Below are 21,506 nucleotides of genomic sequence, written 5' to 3'. Positions count from 1 at the left end.
CAATAGGCATTGTCGGTACTAACTTTTATTGAATGCGCATGGTTTATGTGTAGATGATAAAGAGAATGGTTTGCATTTGAGTTAGTGTTTGAGTATAAAGATACAGCCTATATACAATCAAACTGAATAATCATGTCCGAATCATTCTTCCCACAACTGTTCCAAGCCACAAATGCTATTACGCCTTACCTGTATGGTGATTTAGGGAGCATAAGCGAAGGCGAGATTCATACTGCTAACGACATTAACCCAATAATCCAGGAGTTATACCAGCAGCTTTCAGATGCGTATCCAGAAGCGGGCAGAGGTTATTGGCTGACGAGAACTTGGGATTTATTATGTTGGCAGCCGGTGTATGTGGCGTTGATATCCATCTATCATTTTCATTCGCTACCGAACCTTTATGCAATGGCTCAATCTGTTAAGCCGTGTTTTGTCACTGGATATCGATTTCAAGATGAATCCCTTGTCCAAGGGGATGACAAAACGCTGATAAGCACTGCGGGCGCTCAGATAAAAGCACTTTTCGACTACTATCAAAATCAAATGAGTGAGTGGACTCGAATTCGCCCGGGGTTTACCCAGCAATTAATATCAGATGGTATTTTGGCTGTATTAGTGAGATTACAGCAGCACTTTCCGCAATTGACGAACACCTTGATAAGAGAGCATGCCGTGCTTTGGCTTCAGGCTCTTGACTTGGACACCAACAACGCGCATTCACTCTATGAGCAATCTGTGGCGCAACCATTGAAGTTGGTGAGAAAAAGTTGCTGTCTGGTATATAAATGTGAAGGTCGAAAGCTTTGCGATAATTGCCCTAGGTTGGCAGAAAACAAAAAGCTTATTGCGGTAAAAAGTGATGAAGATCAACTCAGTTAATTGATAACTAGTATATTTTCTCTTTTTTTATAGAAAAGCCGCTACGCGCGGCTTCTTTTATTCTTCATCACTTACTTGTGTGTTTACGCTCTGCTCAGCTGACTCGGTCACTTGGTTTTGTTCTTCAGCTTCCATTTTGGCACGCTCTGCCTTTGAAATGTAGCGAGGCTTATTGCTCTTTTGCAGTTTAGCGTTTTGTTTTTTCTGTTTTGCCTTTAAGATCTGATTGATTTTCTTCTTACGGTTCATGGTGCTGGTCCTTTAATTTAGCGAGGCAGGATAGTGATTTTTCCACTAAGTTACAACTTTAATGGGTTTCTGATTAAAAACCTCACCACTGTGCGACTATCTTAGTTTCTATTGAGTGTAAATAAACTTTTAATTTGGCTGATATAATGAGCGATATTTTACTCGGCAAACTTGCCACTGAATTTAAAACCGTCAAAGCGATGGTTGAGGTATATTGTCGGGCTCATCATGGTTCGAAAGGTGAGCTTTGCACTGAATGCCGTGATTTGCTTGATTACGCAGAAATGCGCCTTGACCGCTGTCCTTACGGAGAGAATAAGCCGACTTGCAATAAATGCCCAATCCACTGTTATAAACCAGAGCCGAAAGAGCAAATGCGCTTGGTGATGCGTTATTCTGGGCCAAGAATGCTACTGAAACATCCCATATTAGCGATTAGGCATTTGCTTCATGAAAAGCGAGACGCCCCGGATAAACCCGCTGCAAACGCATCGAATCGCTACAAGCGACGGATTAAATAAAAACGAGAGCGGCTTGCTCTCGTTTTTGTATTCAGGCTTCAGCAATGATTGATCAGAGACCAGCTGCCATTTGCTGTTTTGTTTTACTCGCTGCCAATAACATGTAGAGGCATGTCGCGACCAAAGTGGCAAATAAGTAGCCTAACAACCCGTGTACCTGACCCATGAAGCTGTCTGCTACGACAGGCCCAGCTACCGAACCGATACTGTAGCTAAATAGCATTACTTGAGTCGCTGAAACAATAAAGCGCTCGTCAAGCCCTGCGCAGCCGAGGTTAATCGCTACTGGGTATAAAGCGAATGTCGCTGCACCTAATAAGAAAAGTGACGCAGCAAGTACAGCCGTTGATGTTGAAATAAACGTAATACCAATAGAAAACATGCCCAACAGACAGAAAAATGCCATTAGTACCGTACGGCTCATGTACTTGTTCAACATCGTTACCAGCGGTTGCACGGCCATACCACCTAGAATCAATAATGCCATTAATGTTCCAATTTCCTGATGGCTGATTTGACGATTAATCAACTCTACAGGCATCAGGCCGTAAATTGCACCAAGGGTTAACCCAGACACGATGCAGCCGATAATTGCCGCATGATTAAGCTTCATAATTTGTTTAAAAGACAACGCGGTTGATTCGTGGCTGTTTGGCTGTTCACAATCAACGAACTTGAGCACCAATATTGCCATTAAAATTAGCATGGTGGTCGCGATGAACGGAACACCTCCGCTCACGCCGAGTACGCCAATACCGAATTGCCCCAAAGCTGAACCACCATAAAGTGATAGCATATATAAGCTCAGACGCTTTGCTCGTGAGGTTTCGTCTCCAGACATTAGCCAAGACTCAACGATCACAAAAACACCGGCAACAGCAATGCCCGCAATAAAACGCGCAATTAGCCACACTAAGCCATTTGTAAATACAGGCAGCGCAACAATCGTTAGCAAGAAAGCCATCAAGCAACCAATAAATGCATTTCTGTGCCCGACCGAACGTACGATACGTTCAAAAAAGATAGCGCCAGTTAATAAACCGCCATAAAACACGCTTGCCAACCAACTCGCGTAGTCCGAAGAAATGTTGTACTCACCGAGCATTAAAGGTATCAAGCTCATTAAATAGCCAGAAGCCACCGCATAAAGAGATAATGCGATGACAGGAACGGTGACACGTGGTGATGTTGGAAGGAAGGCTTGGTTTTCCACTGCTTTGCGCCTATTAGTTTATGTTTTACGGGTAGTTATGGGGCGCGAATATGAAGCTAATTATTTTGCAAGTAAAACGATAAATTTGAGTCGTATCGACAAATATTTTTTATCAAAAAGAGGTGTGATTTTACGGAATAAAAAGCCAGCTAAAAGAGGTGGCTGGCTTGATAGGTCACTTAGTAACAGCTTGATTTAACCACTGTTCGAACTGAGATTTAGGTAGCGCTCCGTTGAGTACATCAACACGCTGTCCATTTTTGAAAACCATGATGGTTGGAATACTGCGAATGCCAAATTGAGCAGCAAGTTGTTGTTGTGCTTCTGTGTCAATTTTGACAAAACGGGCAGTTCCTACCTGTTCCTCTGCGACATCTGAGAAAACAGGCGCAAAACCGACACATGGGTTACACCACGGAGCCCAAAAATCGACGACGACTGGTGTAGGGCTTTGTAATAAAGCGGAAAAGTTATCCGTTGTCCCTTCTATAGGCGCACCATCTAAAAGGGGGCTTTTACATTTACCGCAAGTTGCATTTTCCGCAACACGCTCGTTAGGTACACGATTTAAACCGCCACAAGATGGACAGCGAGTTTTAAACGATGACATGACTTCTTCCCTTTGTGACAACTTTGTGAAAACTTGACTTACCAGTCAGCTCCATAAAGCGTATAATTTCTTCTTTACTTTGGACTTGCTACGAACTGGCAAGTTTTTATTTGAACCTACTTAGGTTCCAAGAAACTTAATTAAATTACAACAATAAATAGGTCTGTGATGTCAAATTACTACGCTGAAATTACAGGTTGGGGAAAATGTGTACCACCAACTGTACTTTCTAACGATGATCTTAGTACATTCCTTGATACCTCTGATGAGTGGATTCGCTCTCGCACTGGCATCGAAAACCGTCGAATTAGTCATGTAAATACTTCTGACATGGCAACAGTCGCCGCAAAGCATGCACTAGCTCGTGCTGGTGTTGAAGCGAGTGACGTTGACTTGATTATCGTAGCGACGTGTTCTCCTGATTCTTTAATCCCCAACATCGCATCGAAGGTTCAGCAAAACCTAGATATTCGTTCCGCCGCCTCTTTTGATTTAAATGCGGCCTGTACAGGTTTTGTATACGGTCTGGAAACTGGCACGCGTTTGATTCAGTCGGGAAATTACCGCCACGCCATTATTATTGGTGCTGAAAGGCTTTCTTTTTTCATCGATTGGGCAAAGCGTGATACTGCAGTCTTGTTTGGTGACGGTGCAGGCGCGGTTGTTTTATCTCGAACTGACAAAGAGTCAGGCTTGCTACAATCTAAAATTGGTTGTGATGCAAAAGGGCGAGACATACTTGCTGTGCCTAAGTTTGGTTCTTGCATGGATCGCTTTGCAGAAGATAACGGCTTCTGGGATTTCAACTTCGTTGGGCAAGAGATCTTTAAACGCGCTGTGAAGGGGATGGGCTTGGCGGCGAAAAATGTGCTTAAAGAATCGGAACTTACAACAGAACAGATTGATGTTGTGATCCCACATCAAGCCAACATTCGAATCATCCAAACCTTATGTGATCTTTCGGGAATCCCACAAGAAAAAGCGTTTGTGAATATTCAGAAATATGGCAACACATCAGCAGCAACAGTGCCAATCGCATTGTGTGAGGCGTTAGAGCAAGGCCGAGTTAAACCAGGAGATAACCTGCTTCTTGCTGCTTTCGGCGCAGGTTTAACCTGGGGAGCCGCAGTCCTCAAGTGGGGTGACCGTGTAACGCCAGTTGCCGAAAGTGACGCGGCTCTACCTGATTGTGATAAGACAGCGCTAGAATTACTTGAACGTGCTATCCGACTTTGTAACGAGCGTCGCCGTAACGAAGCATAAAGATTGAACAAGGGAGCAAATCTGCTCCCTTTTTTATGTTCTTTAACTAGGGCATAAAGCCAAGATTCACGTCTGTAAAGTTACGCATATTGGGAAAGACATACTCCAAAACAGCGTTGTCGCTGGCGCTCTCCTGTTGAGCGAGCGTAACACCTACTTTCTTGCCAATTTATGATGAGCACGGGAGAAATGGTCCGCACAAAATGCGCCAACAATAGAGAGTTCACCCGCGAGGCATAATGCAGCAACCACTTCTGCCAGTGCTTTGGCCTTACCATTTCCGTGTAATCCAAGAATATCTAGGCACGCTTTTTGTGTTGGTAATCCGGTACCACCTCCAACTGTACCTACCATAATATTGGGTAGAGTCACACAGGCGTATAGATTTCCTTTTGCGTCAACATCCATTCGGGTAATACCTACCGCAGATTCGGCAACGCAAGCGGCATCCTGACCACAAGCAATATAAAGTGCAGCGAGTGCATTGGCATAATGGGCATTAACGCCTATTGTGCCACTCAATAAACCGCCTACCGTACTCATTTTAACGAACTTAACCATAGACTCTGGTGTGGTATGCAGGTACTTCTTGACCAGTTCCGCGGAAATTGTCACCTCTGCAGACACTTTCTTACCGCGTACAGAGCGCAGTGTATGAGCATTTGGCTTTTTATCGCCAGAGAGATTGCCATCGAGGAACGCGTCAACGGGTTTTATTGGGCTTAAAGCCAAAATATGATGGAACACTTTGTTAGTTGCGATGGTCACCATATTCTGACCAGAGGCGTCACCAGTGACATACTCGAAAACCAAATACACATGATTACCTTCGATGTTCACGTTGATGTCTTTAAGCTTACCGTGTGCGGTTGTGGATTCGGCGATTTGACGAAATGTCTCAAACTGGGTCGTCACCCAACTTACAAACTGACCCGCTTCGGCCATGTTATTAAAGGCAAAGACGGGCGTACGACTGACACCTTCACTTAACAGTAGCGCACTGGCACCACCTGCGGCGGTAATCAGGTTCGCTCCACGGTTGTAAGACGCGACCAAGGCGGCTTCAGTTGTCGCGAGTGGTACTAAGTAATCATCGTCTGCATATAAGCCGTTCACCCTTAGAGGGCCAGCAACACCAACAGGAACGTTTACTGTACCTATAAAGTGCTCAATGTTATTTGAATATGACTCGCAATGTTCTTGAGTAAAAGGATCAAGCAAGAGCGCTTTGTCAGTCGATTGTTCTAGTACTTGCCAGCGACGAGCTAAGTGTCTGTCCGACAACCCAGCACTTAAACACAGGCGCCTTTCTGACCTATGAAATTTCGGTTCTAGAGCTGATTGGATTTTACTACTGGTCTCCAAATCAGAAAGAGCGGAGTTTTTGTCGGTACTATGTAGGTTTAACTTGGGCATACAAACGTTCACTGAAAAATCGAACCAGAGATTGTAGTGATTGCAGCCTTGATTACAACGTTGATTATACGTTTTGCAACAAATACCACGGTTAATCCGCGTTTATAAGCGATAGATTTACTATGTAGATGTGTATGATAACCGTATCAACCTTACAGAACCTTGATTATGGCGCTGGGCTATAAAGTCTCGGCGCTCCATGTTTTGGCAAGTGAATGAGATTAAGATGATTCCTTCTTGCCCAATCCACGGTTAATGCGGTTGGCGATGATAAGCAAACCAGAGTAGGGATGCGAGCACGTACGGCTTTATGGATTAACTCTAAGCTACAACGGCTAGTCATGACTACAAAGCCGCTTTGTGGTTCAATGTGATTATTAGCCAAAGCACCAATGAGTTTATCTAATGCGTTGTGACGACCAATATCCTCACGACAGACTACGATATTTCCTTGTAAATCAGCGAATAGTGCAGCATGAAGAGCGCCGGACTCACGCGCGGCATCTTGATGTAAAGCGACGTTCTCTCTTAATTCTTCAAAAGCATCCGGTCGAGGGGGAAGAGAGGGCGAAAGAGGTTCTAGATCAGGTAGGGCTTGCTCTAACGCTTCAACCCCACAGATTCCGCACCCGGTTGTACCTGCTAGGTTTCTGCGCTGTGTTTTTAAGGACCAAAACGCTCGGTTACTGATTTCTACTTCCGCGTAATGCGATTCTTTGCCACCGCCGATTTCAATATCTTTAATCTCTTTAAAATCGTTGATGATTCCTGTGCTAAGACTGAACCCTTTAACAAAATCTTCTAAGTGACCCGGAGTCACCATCATCACGGCTTGGCTAATCCCGTTATAACTAATCGCGAGCGCGGATTCACTGGCCAGTGAAGTCTGCTGCAGAGGACGGCCATCTGTCATTTCACGATAGTTAAAGGCGTTTGGCTGAGGCGGGGCCTGATTAAAGTCCGACAGTTCAAAATAAGATTGAGTAGAACATCTCATGAAATCACCTCACGCTCGTTTAACTGATGCGTATTCGTAGTTAATTAAATATGCTTTTTGCGATAGAAAAGCACTGATCTGTGAGTGCAGAAAAAGGCTCTTGTTTACGTTTAAGCAAGCCTAAAGGTGCATGAACGGCCGCTTCTTCAATCGGTACAATACGTAGCTTATCGTTTAACTCTTCTAAGCCACAGTTTCTAGGCATAATGGCGCAGCAAAGGCCACTGGTTACCGCCTGGACAAGGTGAAACGTGGAATTACTCTCAATGACGGTTTGAGGAACAAGCCCTTTGCTAATAAAGCTAATATCAATAGAGTGTCGGTAATGCATCCCTTTCGATAGTAAGCCAAGGGGGATGCTATTAAGTGACTCCCACATCACTTCTGATTCAGCAAAATCAAAATAACGTTCGTCAAATAACACGCCTAATTTCGTTGAATCCAGTTCAATAACGTCAAAATATGCTGTGTTGACTTGGTCGACGTAGCACATGCCTAAGTCGAGTTGATTACGATTGAGCTGGTCTATGATCTGCTCTGTCGTCATCGACAGGACCTGAAATTGCAATTCCGGGAACGCTTCAGCTAGTGGTTTGATCAGCTGCATCGGGTTTTGACTGGCTAAAGGCACCATACCCAGCCTAAGCGAACCTACCAGTTGTCCTCTGCAATTAGCTGCTTCAGCTTGTAACCCATCATGAGCCGCTAATACGGTTTTTGCCCAAGCTAAAATACGCTCTCCAGCTTCCGTGAACCCCTCAAAACGTTGACTTCTTTGAATTAATTCTAAGTCTAGTTCTTCCTCTAAACTTCTAATTCTCATTGAAAGTGTCGGCTGAGTAATGTGACACAATGCTGCAGCCTGACCAAAGTGTTTGGTCTGCTCGAGTGCTATTAGGTATTTAAGCTGTTTGATATCCATCTTGGCTAACTTAACCTTGCTTTGTGAGTCACAGTAACGAGTAGCGCAATTTGAAAAGGCAATATTTATGTATTTTTACCGTCATAAACATTTGAGTCGCTTGTTTTCTACTCCTCTAATGTCAAGAGTTAAAACATGCTCAAAATTGATCTAAGTCAAGGCTATTCCCGATACTGATTAGGGTCAAATTTAAAGTATCTATAGAGTGATAGATAATGTCTATCACAAATCTCATCGAAAGTACGGAGTCGAGCGTTAGATCTCAGTTTGAATACCACAGAAAATGTATAAGCTGATAAATTCGGTTGATGGAAAATGTGACGAATGTCTTGTCTCAATATCGTGATAGATTTTATTTATCAGGCAGTCAGGGATATCAATTGGACGCATGTAAAGTAACGACTTAACCTTTGATTCAGATCAAAACGCAGCATTAAAGATTGTGTCTAAACGTTCTCAAACAGCAGACGGGTACCAGAACTCATACAACCTGGACAAGTAAAATCTTACACATAGTGAGCCTTTACTTGTCCAGATTGAATAAACGCCCCTTCATGACTCCCGCTATTTACGCGCTTGTTTTCTAGGGCAGCCTGTTTGCTGTTGTTCCTATATACGAGGAGTAAAGTCGTGAGCCAAAAAGAAAGAATAAAACAATATAAAGGTCCAGCTGGTGGTTGGGGGGCTCTTAAAGCCGTGACTAGAAGCTGGTGGGGAAGCGAAAACGCGGTAAAAAATATCCGCACCATGATGAAAACCAACCAAAATGGCGGTTTTGATTGCCCTGGTTGTGCTTGGGGTGAGTCACCAGAAAGCGGTAAAGTGAACTTTTGCGAAAATGGCGCAAAGGCCGTTAACTGGGAAGCGACCAATCGTTCAGTTGATCCGGAATTTTTTGCTAACCACAGCGTCTCTTCTCTTTCTACTCAAACCGACTACTGGCTCGAATATCAAGGTCGTATTACGCACCCAATGAGATACGATGCCGAATCTGATCACTATGTTCCAGTTTCTTGGGACGACGCATTTCAGTTGGTGGCAAAACACCTCAATGACCTGGAATCGCCACACCAAGCCGAGTTTTACACATCGGGCCGCGCCAGCAACGAAGCAGCATTTTTGTACCAATTGTTTGTTCGTGCGTTTGGCACCAATAATTTTCCTGATTGCTCGAATATGTGTCACGAAGCTAGCGCGCTGGGAATGAAAGACACGATTGGTGTAGGCAAAGGCACGGTTATCTTTGATGACTTTGAAGAAGCGGACGCTATTTTCGTTATTGGCCAAAACCCAGGAACCAACCACCCACGTATGCTGGAGCCATTGCGTGAAGCAGTGAAACGTGGCGCTCAAGTTATCTGTTTCAACCCATTAAAAGAGCGTGGGTTGGAGCGCTTCCAAAACCCACAAATGCCGATAGAAATGCTCAGTAATGGCTCGGAGCCTACGAATACAGCCTATTTGCGACCTGCACTGGGTGGGGACATGGCGGTGTTCCGTGGTATGGCTAAGTTCCTATTGCAATGGGAGCGTGAAGCATTAGAAACCGATGGTAAAGCTGTGTTCGATCGTGAATTCATCGAACAGCATACTATTGGCATCGATGACTACTTGGCTGAAGTAGATGCCACTTCATGGGAGCACATCGCTGAGCAATCTGGATTAGATTTAAGCGAAATCGAAACGGTTGCACGTATGTATTTGCGCGCTGAGCGTGTGATCATGTGTTGGGCTATGGGTTTGACTCAGCATCGTCATTCTGTGCCAACAATTAAAGAAGTGGCCAATGTACAAATGTTACGAGGTAACGTTGGTAAGGCGGGAGCGGGGCTATCTCCGGTACGCGGACACAGTAACGTTCAGGGTGACCGTACTATGGGCATCGATGAAAAGCCATCTGATCTATTTCTCGATAGCATTGAGCGACGCTTTAATTTCGAAGTGCCTCGTGGTGTAGGTCACAACACAGTTCAAGCTATTAAAGCAATGGAAGATGGGCAAGCGAAAGTATTTATTGGTTTAGGCGGCAACTTTGCCCAAGCGACCCCGGATACCGAGCGTACTCACGATGCAATGCGAAACTGTAATCTAACCGTTCACATTTCGACTAAGCTCAATCGTTCGCATTTAGTGACTGGTAAAGATGCATTGATTCTGCCTTGCTTGGGCCGCACTGAAATTGATACTCAAGCAAACGGACCACAAGGGGTAACGGTTGAAGATACCTTCAGCATGGTGCACATTTCTTATGGTCAGCTGAAACCTCGTTCTAAAGCTCTGCGTTCAGAGCCTGCAATTATTGCTGGTATTGCGAATGCAACGTTAGGCACACACCCAATTGATTGGAACTGGGTGATAGAAGATTATGATCGAATTAGAGATCTGATCGCAGACACGATTCCAGGATTCACGAACTTTAACAATAAGCTTAAAAATCCGGGAGGTTTCCACCTGGTGAACCCTGCCGCTGAGCGTAGATGGAATACGGCGAGTGGCAAAGCACAGTTTAGCGACAGTAAACTGCCTAAACAGTTGATCAGTGCAGCACTGTTAGAAAAAGGCCAGAAGCCTGACCTTATTTTGCAAACCATGCGATCACACGACCAATACAACACAACGCTATATGGTTTAAATGACCGCTATCGTGGTGTTTTTGGGATGCGAGAAGTCTTGTTCATCAATGAAGCGGACATCAAAAAGCTTGGGTTTGAATCGGGTGATAAAGTGGACATGATTTCGTTATGGGAAGATGGCGTTGAGCGCCGAGTGAGCGGATTTACGTTGGTTGCGTATGATGTTCCTGCTGGTCAGGCTGCCGCATATTATCCAGAAACTAACCCATTAGTACCACTGGATAGCTATGGAGACAGAACCTTTACGCCAACTTCTAAGTTCATAGCGATTAAGTTGGAAAAATCCACATCAGATGAGATTGCGCTTATTGAAACAGAATAGATAACAAACATAGCACTACAAAATTCGGGATAAGAAAAACGGCTGATAATTACTATCAGCCGTTTGTTTTATTTACTAGCTCCTGACTTAATTTGTCAATCTCTGCATACTCCTTAGCATAGAGGCTCTCAATCCATGGAATTGTCGAGATACAGTGGGCGTCAAGTTCTTGGTTTTTCCTGTAACCCCTCTAATCTTTCTTCTAGAAAGGTGTGAACCCATTTAATGACTTACCTTATTGATTACTAGGTCAGTTATATTTGGATGTTGAGGGGGCTCTGTTTCAGAAATTATAGAATCTGATTGTTTTATAAGCGAAAGTGCGAAAAGTAACCGTTTAAAGCCGTGAAGGTTTGGATTGGAAGTCACAATAAGAAGAATTTCGAAGGATGATAACTGATTTAAGTCAATCATCATTGGGTCTACCCCTTTGGGGTTATTGTTGCTACCCATGGTTTCCGTTCAAAATTATTCACAAAAAGGTAATTATGGTGAATCTGAGTTATTGCCAGATTACCCTTGACTTAAATCCATTAATAAAAGCAAAAGGAAAGAGTATGAATCTGGCAAACACATCATTGAAAGGGAAGATAATTGCATTACTCACGCTCCCCATCATTGCTTTTGTTTTCTTGAGCTATTTAACTATCTCACAAGCCATTTCAACCGCAAATGAGATGGCATCTCTTAATCAGCTTGTTAGACTCTCTGTAGTTTATAGTGAACTAGTGCATGAGGTCCAGAAAGAGCGTGGCATGACAGCGGGATATCTTGGTTCTAAGGGTGAAAAGTTTAGGGATAATCTCGCAAGTCAAAGAAAAGAGGTTAACCTTAAGCGAGAATTACTGAGTCAGTACTGGCAATCTGCAAATATTGAGCTGACAAGCATTGAGGCACTTAATAACTCCATTAATAGAGATCTTGATCAGGTAGAGTCAGTTCGTCGTCAAGTAGACACTCAGGAGATTGCTCTGTCAAATGCCTTATCTTATTACACAGGTCTAAACAAAAAGCTACTCAGCGTTTCCGAACTGGTTTCAAAAATAAGCACAGACGCAGCCATAACAAAAGAAACAGTAGCATATTACAGCTTCCTACAAGGTAAAGAGAGAGCGGGCATTGAGCGTGCTGTTTTAAGTAATGTCTTTTCCAAGAATGAATTTGGCAAAGGAATGCTGGTCAGATTTATCTCACTGGTTACTGAGCAAAACACCTATCTAGCAAACTTTAGTGTGCTGGTAAGCGATGAGGGTAAGCAATTTTACGAGCAACACATAAATCACAAGTCGATCAGTGAGGTAAATAAGCTGCGAGATATTGCTAAAGCCAAATCCCGTGATTTTAATGTGGACTCCGTTTATTGGTTTTCTCAAGCGACTGCTCGCATTGGTCAATTGAAGAAGATTGAAGACCACCTAGCATCTTCACTAATAGCGCTAACAGAGCAAAAGCTCCAAGGGGCGCAAAGTTCGATGATTAAGAATATTTCGGTGCTGTTACTCATTGCACTGGCTACTCTCGCTATTAGCTACTTCACCATTAAGGATTTAACGAGAAGAGTGAAGGACTTAACTTCAATTATGGCTCGCGTTAAAGATAATAATGATTTGACAGCTCGCGCTGCTTACATCGATGAAAGCGAACTAGGCATGATTGCCTCATCCTTGAATTCGACACTAGAGCGATTCGCAAGCGTAATCGATAACCTTTCAGGCTCAAGCCTGGTCCTTGCTTCCGCTGCTGAAGAAACCTCGCAAACATGTGAGTACAACGCTAAGTCCATTGCAGAAGAGCAAGATCAGATAGGTTTGATTGCTACGGCAATTGAGGAGCTATCTACAACAGTAAGAGAGGTTGCAGACAAAACACAGCAAACAGCGGATTCAGCCAAGCTGGCTGATCAACAGGCTAAAGGTAGCATGAATACTGTCCAAACATCCTATCATTCAATAGAGGGCTTGGCGGCTGAAATTGAAAATCTTTCAGGGAAGATCGCTCACTTACATGAAAGCAGCAACAACATCAATGCTGTTATTGATGTGATCAAGTCAGTTTCAGAACAAACTAACCTTCTTGCTTTAAATGCAGCTATTGAGGCCGCTCGCGCAGGAGAGCATGGGCGTGGTTTTGCGGTTGTTGCTGATGAGGTAAGAAAGCTTGCTCAACGAACTCAGCAGTCCACATCTGAAATCGAAGGATTTATTACAGGTCTTCAGTCTGATGTTGAGATAGCCTTTAGTTTGATTGACGATAGCAAGGCCAAAGCGAGCGCCGCAGTAAATAGTTCAAAAGATGTAGAAATATCACTTGAAGCCATTACTGACTCTGTAGGCAATATCTTTAGCATGGCAGAGCAAATTGCTACCGCAACTGAAGAGCAATCCGTTGTAACTCAAGACATCGCTAAAAATATTGTGGCAGTAGAAGATAAATCAACGGAATTGACAGCAGGGGCGTCTCAGATTGCCTCAACAGCCAAAGAGCAGGCAGAGTTAGCGGTAACATTAAAAAGCCTCGCTAGCACATTTAAAGTGTAGCCTGGAAGTTCTTGGTTAAGGTTGTTTACCTTGCGTCCAGTACTGGGGGTACAAATCAGATCGGAAAAGCCATGCTAGTTGATAATTTTCTGTTGAACTAAGTGGATTAGGGCAAAAGGAGCACATAATGTGCTCCTAAACTAGATTCTGGGGTTATGCTTTAGCGAACTTGTAAGTGCGATACCCACCAATCAGGTTACGTGCTCTAAAGCCGTTGTTGACCAGCTGACGATAGGCGACGTTACCGCGTAACCCAACTTGACAGTAAATCACAATCTCTTTGTCTTTTGGCAGTTCGTCCATACGATGACGTAATTGATCGACAGGAATGTTAATTGCACCTTCAAGATATCCTACCGACTCAAGTTCACCAGGATTACGTACATCAAGAAGGATTTGATTTTCAGACAAGTTATCGATTTCATCATAATGAATCGCAGTCGCGTCACCTTTGATGATGTTGTTTGCGACAAACGCAGCCTGGTTAATCACATCTTTGGCACTGCCGTAAGGTGGCGCGTAAGTCAATTCTAAGTGTTGAAGTTGCTCAACCGTCATACCCGCACGTTGCGCTACAGCCATTACGTCGATACGCTTATCGATACCGTCTTTACCGACTGCTTGAGCGCCTAAAATCTTGCCCGATTTTGGATCGAACAACATCTTAAATGAAACGACTTCTGCACCAGGGTAGTAACTCGCGTGGCTCGCTGTATGGACGTAGACTTTTTCGTAGTCAATTCCCGCACGTTTTAGCTGTTTCTCGTTCTTACCAGTCGAAGCTACAGCAAGGTCAAAAATCTTACAAATCGCCGTACCTTGTGTACCTTGATAAGTCTCTCTACGGCCTAACATGTTATCGGCTGCCATACGACCTTGACGGTTAGCAGGGCCCGCTAGAGGAACAAGTGTCTGCTCGCCAGTGACAAAATCTTTTTCTTCAACTGCATCACCAACAGCGTAAATTGAAGGATCGCTGGTTTGCATGTATTCATTGGTATAAATACCACCAAGAGCGCCGATTTCTAATCCCGCTTCTTTTGCCAATTTGGTCTCAGGGCGAACACCAATTGCCATAATCAAAATATCGGTGGTGAGTTTTTCACCGTTATTCAGCGTGAGCTCCAATTCACCTTCTAAGTGTTGGTGCTTTTCGCTTTCACCAGCGTCAACGCTGGCCACATGTTCATTTGGAATAAATTGTACAGACTCAAGAGCAACGCCCAATTTAAGGTCGATACCTTTTTCACGGATTTCTGCGTGAGCAAACCCCGCCATTTCTCGATCAACAGGTGTCATGACTTGGTCAGCCATTTCAATTAGTGAAGTTTTGATACCTAGTTGATGGAAGGCTTCCATCATTTCCAAGCCAATGAAACCACCACCCACAACCGTGGCGTGTTCTGGCTTGTTCATCTGGATCGTTTCAATGATGCGATCCATATCAGGGATATTACGTAGTGAGTGGGTAAGCGGGTTATCGATACCTGTAATTGGCGGAACGATTGGGCCTGCTCCTGGGCTAAGTAGCAAGAAATCGTAAGATTCTACGTACTCTGAGCCATCAAGAAGATTCTTTACTGTGACTGTTTTGTCTTGACGGTTTATTGATACCACTTCGTTCATCACACGAACATCAACGTTGAAGCGCGCTAAGAAACTTTCTGGTGTTTGTAGCAAGAGTTTACTGCGTTCTTGGATATCGCCACCAATGTGGTAAGGCAAGCCACAGTTTGCAAACGAGACGAAACTTCCTCTTTCGAACATGATGATTTCTGCATCTTCACTTAGACGACGAGCACGCGCAGCTGCAGATGCGCCACCAGCGACACCACCGACGATTAAAATCTTAGTCATTATTAACTCCGGTCATTAGGATGAGCTGACTTACATTGTAGAGCCAGCTCACGACATCTAGGTTATCTAAAACCTAATTTCTTTAAAAAATAAGCGGCAGGGCATATTCCGGTATAAGCACTCTGAATTAGATTAGCGCCAATAAACACGGTAAACCAAATGAAGTTACTGTGCACGAATACGGTGAGCAGTACGGAAACCAACACCATGGTTCCGGCAAATACTCTTACAGCATTTTCTAACGTCATAACTTTTCTCCTTAGAACTGTTCAACTGAAACAGCCATCCTTTAATAATCTTACTATAATTACCTAAATTAGATATGTCTAATGTTAATTTAGCTAAATTCACAAAATCTAATTTAGTATTGACTAAATATAATTGTTTAGTAATATCTAATTTAGTTGTTAATGTAGAGGTGAGTCATGAGCTATACAGCAAAAGACATAGCGGCGATGAAAGGCAGCGCAAATGAAGCCGCAGATCTACTTAAAGTGATGGCGCATCCGGAAAGATTGATGGTCTTGTGTCAGTTAACCCAAGGAGAGGTTGGTGTTGGGGAGTTGCAAAAACACTCATTTCTCAGTCAATCCGCCTTTTCACAACACTTAACCGTGTTGCGTAAACACAATTTAATCACCGCTCGTAAGGCATCACAGCAGGTATTTTACTCGTTGTCTGAGCCAAGAGTTGAGTCATTAATTAAAGCACTGCATGGCGTTTTTTGTAGTTAAGCTAACTAACTACATTGCAGTAACTAACTGTCTATAAATCATAGTGTTTTTCCAAAATATATAGAGGTAAATAATGTTAGACGTCATTCCATGGGAATCGTTGTTTGGTGGCATTTTATTGGGAATTTCTGCCACGGTTTTGTTGTTGGTTAACGGTAAAATTGCCGGTATCAGTGGAATTATGAATGGCATTATGGCACCGAAGAAAGGGGATTATTCATGGCGACTTCTATTTGCAGTCGGCATGATTGTTGGTGGCTTTATTAGCGTTTTATTACTCGGCGTAGCAGTACCAAGCACCGCAGATCTTTCTGTCGGTTTGGTATTAGCGGCGGGTTTACTTGTGGGCATTGGAACCAGACTAGGTAACGGATGTACCAGCGGTCATGGCATTTGCGGGATTGGGCGTTTGTCTAAGCGCTCTATCGTTGCAACATGCGTATTTATGGCTGTTGCTGGATTGACCGTTTTTGTTCGACTTCACCTAGTTTAAGAGAGATTCCATGAACAACACTATTTTTCGAATTACTGCACTTATGAGCGGTGTGTTATTTGGCATGGGTATGGCTGTTTCTGGGATGATCGATCCTGCGAAAGTCGTTGGATTTTTAGATATTTCTGGAAACTGGGATCCAAGTTTGGCTTTTGTGATGGGCGGCGCACTGGCAGTGTTTATGCCAAGCTACTTTTTAATCATCAAGCCGAGAAAACAATCAGTTAGTGGTGCAGAAATGTGTACCCCATCAAATACAAAGATCGATACTCGATTATTGTCTGGTGCCGCGATCTTCGGCATAGGCTGGGGATTGGCTGGTATTTGTCCGGGGCCTGCAGTGGCAAGTTTGGCATTGGGTAATTTCAGTATTGTTTTGTTTTTTGTTGCAATGCTAGCTGGCTCAATGTTTACGAAATTGGTAATCAACTCTCGTGAAGAGAAGATGAAAACCGCCAAAGCATAACTTATGTGATCAAAAAGGGAGGGAAAAGGATGCCCGGAAATAAAGAGCGAAGCTTTGTTCAGTCTGTAATGAACAGCTTTTTCCCTCCGATCATGATCCTGCTGGCCTTTATGGTCGGGGCTGCGGCGTTGTGGCTCACCCCAAAAGAAGAAGATCCTCAGATCGTAGTACCAATGGCCGATGTGTTGGTATCCGCGCCGGGTTTGAGTGCTTCACAAGTCGAAAATCAAATCACCGAACCATTAGAGAAGCTTGTCAGCCAGATCGATGGTGTGGAATACGTTTATTCTTCGTCGATGGAAGGTGCTGCTCAAGTTATCGTTCGGTTTTATGTGGGTGAAAATCGCGAAGACGCCTTAGTTAAGCTCTACAACAAACTCTACTCCAACCAAGATAAAGTCCCATCTTCTGTAGTCAGTTGGTTAGTCAAACCGGTCGAAATCGATGACGTGCCTATCGTAGTTGCGGCGCTGTACTCAACCGACCCTTCGAGGCTCGATCGTCACCAACTAAGAAGAGTCGCAGATCAGGCGACCTTGGGTATCAAATCACTTGATGCGACCAACAAAGTCGAAGTCATAGGCGGGGAACCAAGAAAAGTTCAGATTGAACTTGATACCGTCGCAATGGCGAACTTTAAAGTCACTATTGACGATCTTGAGCAAGCAATCCGATACAGTAACGCGAAAACCCAGGGTAAAAATATTCGGGTTAACGGGCGCAATTTCACGTTAGAGTCTGGACAGTTTCTTACCAGCTCAAAGGATGTTGGTAACCTCGTCATCGCGGTGCTGAATGGCAAGCCTGTTTACTTAAAAGATGTGGCGAGAATTTATGATGGTCCCGGCGAAGCCACATCCGATACCTGGTATAGAGATAAAAACAGCGACCAAGCCTTACCTGCCGTCTTTATCTCGGTCGCTAAGCAAAAGGGTTCCAATGCGGTTCACGTCGCACAGTCAGTGAATGATAAATTAGCGCAATTAGAATCTGAGCAGTTCCCACCTCAAGTTAAGGTCGCCATCATTCGCGACTACGGTGAAACCGCGAATGCTAAAGTGAACAACTTGGTTTCTAGTCTCGGTGTTTCCATTCTGACCGTTGTGGTTTTCGTGGGCCTGTTTCTTGACTGGCGAAGTGCATTGGTTGTAGGGATCGCGATTCCGATAAGCTATGGTGCCGCACTGGGGGTGGACTTACTTTTTGGTTACTCCATAAACCGGGTAACCCTGTTTGCATTGATCTTAGCGCTTGGTTTGATCGTTGATGATCCTATCGCCAGTATCGACAACATTGAGCGTTACTTAAAGCGCAAGGATTTAACCCGTACGAAAGCGATTGTGCTCGCCATGGCTGAAATTCGTAGCGCGTTATTAATGTCTACCGTGGCGATTGTTATTGTGTTTACGCCGATGTTTTTTATCACGGGTATGATGGGACCATACATGGCACCTCTCGCGTTTAACGTGCCGATTAGTGTGATGTTCAGTACGGTTGTGGCTTTTATGATCACGCCTTGGCTGGCAAAAAAAATACTTACTGGCGCTCAGGACAGCGGTCATTACGATATCCAATCGTCTACGATGTATCGTTTATACCGTGGAGTTCTCATTCCGTTATTGGAAAGCCGTAAAAAAGCGTGGGCTTTCCTCGGATTAGTCGCACTTTTGTTCGTAATCGCTGCGTTGTTACCTGCATTACGTTTGGTGCCACTCAAACTTCTTCCATACGACAACAAAAATGAATTCCAGCTGGTGCTAAACATGCCAGAGACGTCAAGCTTTGTAGATACTTCCAATGCGCTATCCAGTTTTTCTGACTATTTGGTGACGGTCCCAGAAGTCACCAGTGTGTCTGGTTTTGCAGGGACGGCTTCACCAATGGATTTCAACGGCATGGTACGACACTACTTTATGCGTAGCGAGCCATACCAAGGTGAACTGCGCATAGTATTAGCACCGAAAAAACATCGTTCTATGCAGTCACATGAAATTGTTACTCGGTTACGCAGTGATTTAGAGCAGATAGCCAAACGTTTTAATGCTGACATTCAATTAGTAGAGGTACCGCCGGGGCCTCCGGTTATCGCGACCATTACGGCTGAAGTTTACGGCGACGAAACAACCTCATATGAGGAGTTATTGATTCAAGCTGAGAAAGTGGCGGATCGCTTGCGCAAAGAACAATTGGTATCAGAGGTGGATACGAGTGTTCAGGGTGACCTTGAAACGTGGCAGTTTGTGGTCGATCAGGAAAAAGCCGCGTTATCAGGTGTGTCAGTAGCCGAGGTGAATAACACATTGATTACGGCGGCGAATGCTAAAACTCTTGGTCATATTGCTGACCGAAGGGAGTTGAATCCGCTGCCGATTGAAGTTCAGTTGCGTCGTGAAGACAGAGATGATTTAAACCGATTAGAACAATTGTATGTGCGTGGCAGACCGGGCATTGCCAAAGTTGAAATGGGCGGCGCAGTAGTGGATGCTCCTCAACCCGTTGTTCAGCTCTCAGAAATTGGTCATTTTGTTAAGCGCCCAGCGGATAAACCGATATTCCATAAAAACCTCAAGCCTGTTGTGTATGTGTATGCTGAGGTCGTAGGGCGTGTGCCTGGGGAGATCATTGCTGACGTGATAGCGGATCAAGACACTGATCATGCCAATGATGCAAATGTTCACTGGAAAGATCGTACTTACTTAAACAATGGTGCTGGCGTTGCTTGGAGTGTACCTGAGAATATTAATGTTGTCTGGAGTGGTGAAGGTGAATGGAAAATTACGGTGGATGTATTCCGCGACCTAGGCATCGCATACGGTGCTGCACTTCTGGGTGTATTCGTTGTTATGTTGATTCAGACTGGTTTACCCGCAGTGTCTGGGATAATCATGTTGGCCATTCCTCTTACCGTTATCGGCATCATGCCGGGGTTCTGGATATTGAATATCTTGAGTAAGGATATTGGTAACTACCCAAATCCTGCGTTGTTTACGGCAACCGCGATGATAGGGATGATCGCATTAGCAGGTATCGTTGTACGTAACTCTTTGGTGCTTATCGAGTTTATTCAGCAATCGCTGGAAGCAGGTCGTAGCTTACATGATGCATTACTTGAGTCTGGTGTGGTTCGAATGAGGCCGATATTGCTCACTGCAGGGACTACGCTGTTAGGTAATATCATTATTACCCTAGATCCGATTTTTAATGGGCTAGCATGGGCTATCATATTTGGTATTGCTGCCTCGACGGTATTTACGCTTCTCGTCGTTCCAGTTGTGTATAACCTCGCATACCAGAATACAAAAGGACATGGATTGCCTCAGGTGGAGGAAGAACAATGAAATTAGATAACAAATTGCTGGGCATCATTTTAATTATCGTGCTCGCGCTTCTTTTTCTCTATATGGCTGGTTTTTTCTCCGAAAAGATACCAACTGAGCATGCAGCGAAAACTAACGTGATTGATGCTAGTTCAGTACAAACGCACGAGATGATATTGACCAGTGAGCCTGTTGTCCGCGAGTTTCCGGGAGTCGTGGTTGCCGATCAGCAAGCTGATATTGCCGCACGGCTCACAGCCTCAGTCGTTGAGGTTTTGGTTAAAGTGGGTGATAACGTTAAGCAGGGAGACGTGTTAGCGCGTTTAGAAAGTGATGATTTAGACGCGAGAGTTCGTCAGAGCGAGCAGGCGTTGTCTTCTGCACAAGCGCAACTAAACGCCGCTCGTAAAGAGTTCGCTCGCGTTAAGACACTGTTAAACAGAAAACTGATACCACAGTCACAGTATGATCAGGCCGAAAGTACATTGCAAACTGCGCAAGCCAACTTCAATCGCTTTCAAGCGGCGGTCTCCGAAGCAGAAACTACTTTTGGTTACAGCATTATTACTGCGCCATTCGACGGTTTAATCACTCAGAAACCGATCAATAAGGGGGACACCGCCACGCCAGGTTCACTTTTGCTTTCTATGTACAATCCTGACTCTCTCGAAATAGAAGTTAACTTTGCAGAGTCAGTCATGCCATACGTGAACTATGACAAGAAGGTTGAAGCCGAGTTTCCTTCTTACGATGTGACGGCTTCGGCAACGATCAAAGAGGTCACTCCTTCTGCTGATGCGAGTTCACGGAGTTACACAGTCAAATTGCACTTTGAATCACCGACTTCCGTTTACCCAGGTACATTTGCAAAGGTTGCTCTGACCTTGACGGACGATGTTGTTTTAAGAATACCGAAAGACGCCGTGTATCAAGTTGGCCAGTTGGATTATGTGAAGGTGTTGCAAGAGGGGGGAAAAGTTGAAACTCGTTTAATTCAGTTGGGGGAGTTGGATAGAGTAAGGACTGGATTGAAGCAGGGCGATGTCGTCATTCTCAACCCAAGAGAGCTCTAAT

Annotated in this window: 18 protein-coding genes; 10 read left to right on the top strand and 8 right to left on the bottom strand. The window is 44.3% G+C overall.

Features of this window, described 5'->3' with window-relative positions:
- The first annotated feature begins 132 nt into the window (after positions 1-132).
- Entirely contained in the window at positions 133-882 is a 750-nt protein-coding gene (locus tag L3V31_RS16870; protein WP_237317633.1) for a siderophore ferric iron reductase, read from the top strand.
- A gap of 57 nt (positions 883-939) precedes the next feature.
- On the opposite strand, the gene L3V31_RS16865 is transcribed toward L3V31_RS16870, so the two are convergent.
- Positions 940-1,131 carry a DUF2986 domain-containing protein gene (locus L3V31_RS16865; RefSeq protein WP_237317632.1) on the bottom strand — a complete coding sequence of 64 codons (192 nt, stop codon included), beginning with the start codon at positions 1,129-1,131 and terminating at the stop codon, positions 940-942.
- A 146-nt stretch (positions 1,132-1,277) separates the two neighbouring features.
- On the opposite strand from L3V31_RS16865, the gene L3V31_RS16860 reads away from it, so the two are divergent.
- Complete coding sequence (locus tag L3V31_RS16860) at positions 1,278-1,652, top strand: nitrous oxide-stimulated promoter family protein (protein ID WP_237317630.1); 375 nt, start codon at positions 1,278-1,280, stop codon at positions 1,650-1,652.
- Positions 1,653-1,704: 52 nt separating this feature from the next.
- On the opposite strand, the gene L3V31_RS16855 is transcribed toward L3V31_RS16860, so the two are convergent.
- Both L3V31_RS16855 and trxC read right to left on the bottom strand, forming a co-directional pair.
- The gene (locus L3V31_RS16855) at positions 1,705-2,865 is read right to left on the bottom strand and encodes an MFS transporter (protein ID WP_237317629.1); all 1,161 of its coding nucleotides are present in this window, start codon (positions 2,863-2,865) and stop codon (positions 1,705-1,707) included.
- Positions 2,866-3,040: 175 nt separating this feature from the next.
- A complete protein-coding gene (gene trxC, locus L3V31_RS16850) occupies positions 3,041-3,475 on the bottom strand; it encodes a thioredoxin TrxC (protein ID WP_237317627.1) in 435 nt (144 codons plus the stop codon).
- Between the two features lie 168 nt (positions 3,476-3,643).
- Here trxC and L3V31_RS16845 point away from each other — a divergent pair, with 168 nt between their 5' ends.
- Positions 3,644-4,738: a ketoacyl-ACP synthase III gene (locus L3V31_RS16845; protein WP_237317625.1), complete on the top strand. Its 1,095-nt coding sequence runs from the start codon at positions 3,644-3,646 to the stop codon at positions 4,736-4,738.
- Positions 4,739-4,891: 153 nt separating this feature from the next.
- Here the strand turns inward: L3V31_RS16845 and L3V31_RS16840 are convergent, their stop codons facing one another.
- The 3 genes from L3V31_RS16840 to L3V31_RS16830 form a co-directional block, all read right to left on the bottom strand.
- Positions 4,892-6,154 carry a hydroxymethylglutaryl-CoA reductase gene (locus L3V31_RS16840; protein ID WP_237317623.1) on the bottom strand — a complete coding sequence of 421 codons (1,263 nt, stop codon included), beginning with the start codon at positions 6,152-6,154 and terminating at the stop codon, positions 4,892-4,894.
- Between the two features lie 166 nt (positions 6,155-6,320).
- Complete coding sequence (fdhD, locus tag L3V31_RS16835) at positions 6,321-7,151, bottom strand: formate dehydrogenase accessory sulfurtransferase FdhD (protein ID WP_237317621.1); 831 nt, start codon at positions 7,149-7,151, stop codon at positions 6,321-6,323.
- Positions 7,152-7,191: 40 nt separating this feature from the next.
- Positions 7,192-8,073: a LysR family transcriptional regulator gene (locus tag L3V31_RS16830; protein WP_237317619.1), complete on the bottom strand. Its 882-nt coding sequence runs from the start codon at positions 8,071-8,073 to the stop codon at positions 7,192-7,194.
- Between the two features lie 630 nt (positions 8,074-8,703).
- Between L3V31_RS16830 and L3V31_RS16825 the strand changes: the two genes are divergently transcribed.
- Positions 8,704-11,028, top strand: coding sequence for an FdhF/YdeP family oxidoreductase (locus L3V31_RS16825; protein ID WP_237317617.1), 2,325 nt, complete (start codon positions 8,704-8,706; stop codon positions 11,026-11,028).
- Positions 11,029-11,585: 557 nt separating this feature from the next.
- A complete protein-coding gene (locus L3V31_RS16820; RefSeq protein ID WP_237317615.1) occupies positions 11,586-13,565 on the top strand; it encodes a methyl-accepting chemotaxis protein in 1,980 nt (659 codons plus the stop codon).
- Between the two features lie 153 nt (positions 13,566-13,718).
- Here L3V31_RS16820 and L3V31_RS16815 read toward each other — a convergent pair whose 3' ends face one another.
- Positions 13,719-15,422: an FAD-dependent oxidoreductase gene (locus L3V31_RS16815; protein WP_237317613.1), complete on the bottom strand. Its 1,704-nt coding sequence runs from the start codon at positions 15,420-15,422 to the stop codon at positions 13,719-13,721.
- A gap of 62 nt (positions 15,423-15,484) precedes the next feature.
- Positions 15,485-15,670 (bottom strand): DUF2892 domain-containing protein, encoded by a 186-nt coding sequence (locus L3V31_RS16810; RefSeq protein ID WP_237317611.1) that lies wholly within the window; start codon positions 15,668-15,670, stop codon positions 15,485-15,487.
- Between the two features lie 177 nt (positions 15,671-15,847).
- On the opposite strand from L3V31_RS16810, the gene L3V31_RS16805 reads away from it, so the two are divergent.
- The 5 genes from L3V31_RS16805 to L3V31_RS16785 all read left to right on the top strand — a co-directional run bounded on the left by L3V31_RS16805 (position 15,848) and on the right by L3V31_RS16785 (position 21,505).
- A complete protein-coding gene (locus L3V31_RS16805) occupies positions 15,848-16,156 on the top strand; it encodes a metalloregulator ArsR/SmtB family transcription factor (protein ID WP_237317609.1) in 309 nt (102 codons plus the stop codon).
- A 73-nt stretch (positions 16,157-16,229) separates the two neighbouring features.
- The gene (locus tag L3V31_RS16800; protein ID WP_237317607.1) at positions 16,230-16,649 is read left to right on the top strand and encodes a YeeE/YedE family protein; all 420 of its coding nucleotides are present in this window, start codon (positions 16,230-16,232) and stop codon (positions 16,647-16,649) included.
- A gap of 10 nt (positions 16,650-16,659) precedes the next feature.
- Positions 16,660-17,115: a YeeE/YedE family protein gene (locus L3V31_RS16795; RefSeq protein WP_237317605.1), complete on the top strand. Its 456-nt coding sequence runs from the start codon at positions 16,660-16,662 to the stop codon at positions 17,113-17,115.
- 29 nt (positions 17,116-17,144) lie between these two features.
- Positions 17,145-20,453, top strand: a complete 3,309-nt coding sequence (locus L3V31_RS16790; RefSeq protein ID WP_237317603.1) for an efflux RND transporter permease subunit — start codon at positions 17,145-17,147, stop codon at positions 20,451-20,453.
- Positions 20,450-21,505, top strand: a complete 1,056-nt coding sequence (locus tag L3V31_RS16785; protein ID WP_237317602.1) for an efflux RND transporter periplasmic adaptor subunit — start codon at positions 20,450-20,452, stop codon at positions 21,503-21,505. Before L3V31_RS16790 ends, L3V31_RS16785 begins: the two co-directional genes overlap by 4 nt.
- The last annotated feature ends 1 nt before the right edge of the window (position 21,506 follow it).

It is taken from the genome of Vibrio sp. J1-1 (genome assembly GCF_021728395.1).
Lineage (GTDB): Bacteria > Pseudomonadota > Gammaproteobacteria > Enterobacterales > Vibrionaceae > Vibrio.
This window is presented reverse-complemented; position numbering and strand designations above follow the sequence as displayed.